General features: G+C 60.1%; 2 protein-coding genes. One reads left to right on the forward strand and one right to left on the reverse strand.

From position 1 onward, the window contains the following. Window positions 1–33: 33 nt before the first annotated feature. A complete protein-coding gene (locus NKI54_RS35975; RefSeq protein ID WP_352694580.1) occupies window positions 34–627 on the reverse strand; it encodes a recombinase family protein in 594 nt (197 codons plus the stop codon). A gap of 155 nt (window positions 628–782) precedes the next feature. Here NKI54_RS35975 and NKI54_RS35980 point away from each other — a divergent pair, with 155 nt between their 5' ends. Beyond that, entirely contained in the window at window positions 783–3,758 is a 2,976-nt protein-coding gene (locus NKI54_RS35980; RefSeq protein WP_352694581.1) for a Tn3 family transposase, read from the forward strand. Window positions 3,759–3,815 lie beyond the last annotated feature (57 nt).

Raw genomic sequence — 3,815 nt, forward strand, 5'->3', positions numbered from 1 at the left:
GGGGTCAGAACAAGAGCTGCTCGAAATCATACGCTAAGGTCGAACGGAACGTGAACTGTCGTCTCTGACTCGCATGATGGTCTGTCGGCTGGTTTCGAACTTTCTGGCGAGCGCGGAAACGCTCATGCCGCTGGCCAGCCCTACAAGAACATCCTGCTTCCGCGTTTCGTTGAGCCGCGCCGGTCGGCCAAGGGTTTTTCCTTCCGATTTTGCCCGTTTGAGGCCGGACTGCGTGCGTTCGATAAGCAGGTCACGTTCGAATTGTGCGACGGCGTTGATGACGTTCATGGTCATCTTGCCAGCGGAGCTTGCGAGATCGACACCGCCCAGAGCGAGGCAGTGAACCCGGACACCCAATTCCTCCAGTTTCCCTACAGTGGTGCTCACATCGATGGCGTCCCGACCAAGTCGGTCGAGCTTTGTCACGATGAGCACATCGCCGGCTTCGAGCTTGTCCATGAGCCGGGTGAAGCCCCGGCGCTGCGCAATGGCGACACTGCCGGAGACCGTTTCGGTGACGATGCGGCGTGGCTCGACGTGGAAACCGGCTGCCTCGATTTCCTGAATCTGGTTTTCAGTCGCTTGGTCGGTCGTGGAGACACGGACGTAGGCAAAGGTGCGTGGCATGGGCTCGATTCGTCCGAATAGGCTGTCCGAAAGGTCGAGCATGTCCATAACTATGTCAAGGTAATTTGTGGACAGCCCCATTTCACCCTGTACGGAACCGGTCGTTTTCGGACATGCCGGAGGCCATCGGCGCGATGTTGCATGGAGTAAAGAAAATGGCCCGGCGGAAGCTCCTAAAAATTCAGGATCGACAGGAACTGTTCGGTGTGCCGACCGATGAAGACAGCCTGATCCGCCACTATACTCTGTCTCCAGCCGATCGGCTGGAGATCGCGGTCCGCAGGCGCAAACATAACCAGCTCGGCTTTGCCGCCCAGCTTTGCCTGATGCGATATCCGGGCAGGACGCTCATGGCGAACGAAATACCGCCGCGGGCAATGCTCAACTATATCGCCGAGCAACTGGATGCCGCTCCGGAAAGCTTCAGTTCCTATGCGAGGCGAGAGCCGACCCGGCTGGAACACGTCTCGCACCTCCTCGCCTATCTTGGGATGAGAACCGCAGCAGCTCCGGACCGGCGGGCCGCCTTGATGTCCGCAATCGAAACGGCAGCGACGACCGACAAAGGGTCTTCTATTGCCAAGGCAATCGTCACCACCATGCGGGAACGCAATGTGGTGCTTCCCACGCCGGACACCATAGAGCGGATCGGGCTGGCGGCACGCGCCATAGCGCGCCGGCGTGCGGAAGCGGCGTTGATCTCCGGCTGTTCCCCTGAGCAGCTTCAGAGCCTCGACGATTTGCTGAAGGTGGATCCTGCAATTGCACAGACGCGGTTCCATTGGCTACGATCGGCTCCGGACGCACCCGGCGCCAGCAACCTGGTCGCGATGATGGAAAGGCTCTCCTTCATTCGTGCCCTCGATATCGATCCCCGCCTGCAGGGCAGCATCCATTCCGGGCGCTGGGACCAGATGATCCGGGAGGGCGATGTCACGCCGGCCTGGCTTGCCGCTGATTTCAACGCTAGCCGCCGGCGCGCGACGATCGTCGCCCAGGTCATCAAGCTCGGCCAGAAGCTGACCGACGACGCGGTCACCATGTTCATCAAGCTGATCGGCAGGCTCTTTTCCCAAGCCAACAATCGCAAGAAGCAGCGCCATGCCGAAACGCGTAAAGAGACGGCGAAGGCGCTCCGGCTGTTTCTCGATACGATTTCCGCCCTTCAGGCCGCCAACGACAACGATGAGGATGCAATCGAGACGATCAACCGGCACGTCGGCTGGCATCGTCTTTTGCAGGTAAAGCCCGCTCTCGAAGCCATGGTGGAAAATGGAGATCCTGATCCATTGCTTGTGGCGGTGGAGCAATACGCGAGCGTCCGCAAATATGCGGCGCTGTTTCTACGGACCTTTGCTTTCCGCTCCGCTCGCCGGAACGATACCCTGCTTGCGGCGATTGAAACCCTCAAATCCCTCTGCGAAGATGGGCGGCGCAGCCTTCCAGATCGGGTTCCGGTTGCCCATCTTGGCACGACGGCCCGCAAACTGATCTTCAGCGGATCAAAACCCGATCGTCGTCTCTACGAGATTGCCACGCTGGCGGCGTTGCGGGAGCGGCTTCGCTCAGCAGATGTCTGGGTCGAAGGCAGCAGGACATTTCGCCCGATGGATGAGCATCTCATGCCGCGCCCTGCCTTCACCAATCTCAAAGATACCGACCAGCTCGGCCTCGGCGTACAGCGCGACGGGGCGGCGTGGCTCGCGCAAATGCAGCAATTGCTCGATTTCAATCTCAAGCGGCTCGCACACCGCGCTCGGAACGGCAAGCTCGAGGGTGTCCGTTTCGAGGCCGGAACCCTGCTGGTGACGCCGCTGGCCAGCGAGGTTCCCGCCGCAGCCGAGGAACTGAATCTTGAGCTGAATGACATGTACCCGCTCATCGAGGTGCCGGACCTTCTTAGAGAGGTGCATGAGTGGACGGGCTTTGCCGAGCAGTTCACCCATGTGCGAACGGGCGACATGCCGCAAAACATCGCTGCTATGCTCGCCGGCACGCTCGCGGACGCCACCAATCTCGGGCCAAAACGGATGGCAGGTGCATCGAAAGGGATCAGCGCCCATCAGATCGGCTGGATGCGCATGTTTCATGCCAGGACCGAAACTTATCGGGCGGCGCAGGCAAGCGTGACCGACGCCCACGCGCGTCATCCCCATGCTCTGCTCTGGGGAAATGGAACGACCGCGTCTTCCGACGGTCAGTTCTTCCGGGCCAGTGATCGTGCTGCAGGGCGCGGCGACATCAATCTGCACTATGGCAGCGAGCCAGGCACCAAATTCTACAGCCATCTCTCCGACCAGTACGGCTACTTCAGCATCCTGCCGATCAGTCCGACCGAAAGCGAGGCGGCCTATGTTCTGGACGGGCTATTCGACCACGACACCATCCTCGACATCGAGGAGCATTTCACCGACACGGGCGGCGCCAGCGACCATGTGTTTGCCCTCTTCGCCCTGATCGGCAAGCGCTTTGCGCCCCGACTGCGCAACCTCAAGGACCGGAAATTCCATACCTTCGAGAAAGTCGATACCTATCCCGCCCTCGCGGACCATATCGGCGTGCGGATCAATTCCGCGCTCATCATGGAATATTGGGATGATCTGCTGCATCTGGCGGCGTCGATCCGCGCGCGTACCGTTGCACCCTCGACGATTCTCAAAAAGCTGGCTGCGTCACCGAATCCGAGTCAGTTGGCCAAAGCCCTGCGGGAACTCGGCCGTATCGAGCGATCCTTGTTTATGATCGAATGGTATTCCAGTCCGGACCTGCGTCGGCGGTGCCAAGCCGGTCTCAACAAGGGCGAGGCAGCGCACAAACTCAAGCGTGCGGTCTTCTTCCATGAGCGCGGCGAAATCCGCGACCGATCGTTCGAGAGCCAGGCATTCCGCGCCTCCGGTCTCAATCTTGTCGTCAGTGCCATCGTCCACTGGAATACGGTATATCTCAGCCGGGCCACCGAGCACCTCCGTCAGAGTGGCCGAAATATTCCCGACACCCTGCTCAAACATATCTCTCCCCTGAGCTGGGAACACATCAACCTTACCGGCATCTACTCCTGGGACGTCGCGCCCGACCTTACGGAGGGCTTCAGGCCGCTGCGCTTGCCGACCAAATTGCCCTGGGCGGCATAATGTTCATGCTCCGTTCGACCTTAGCGTATGATTTCGAGCAGTTCTTGCTCTGACCCC

Source organism: Mesorhizobium sp. M0663 (assembly GCF_040320585.1).
GTDB lineage: Bacteria > Pseudomonadota > Alphaproteobacteria > Rhizobiales > Rhizobiaceae > Mesorhizobium.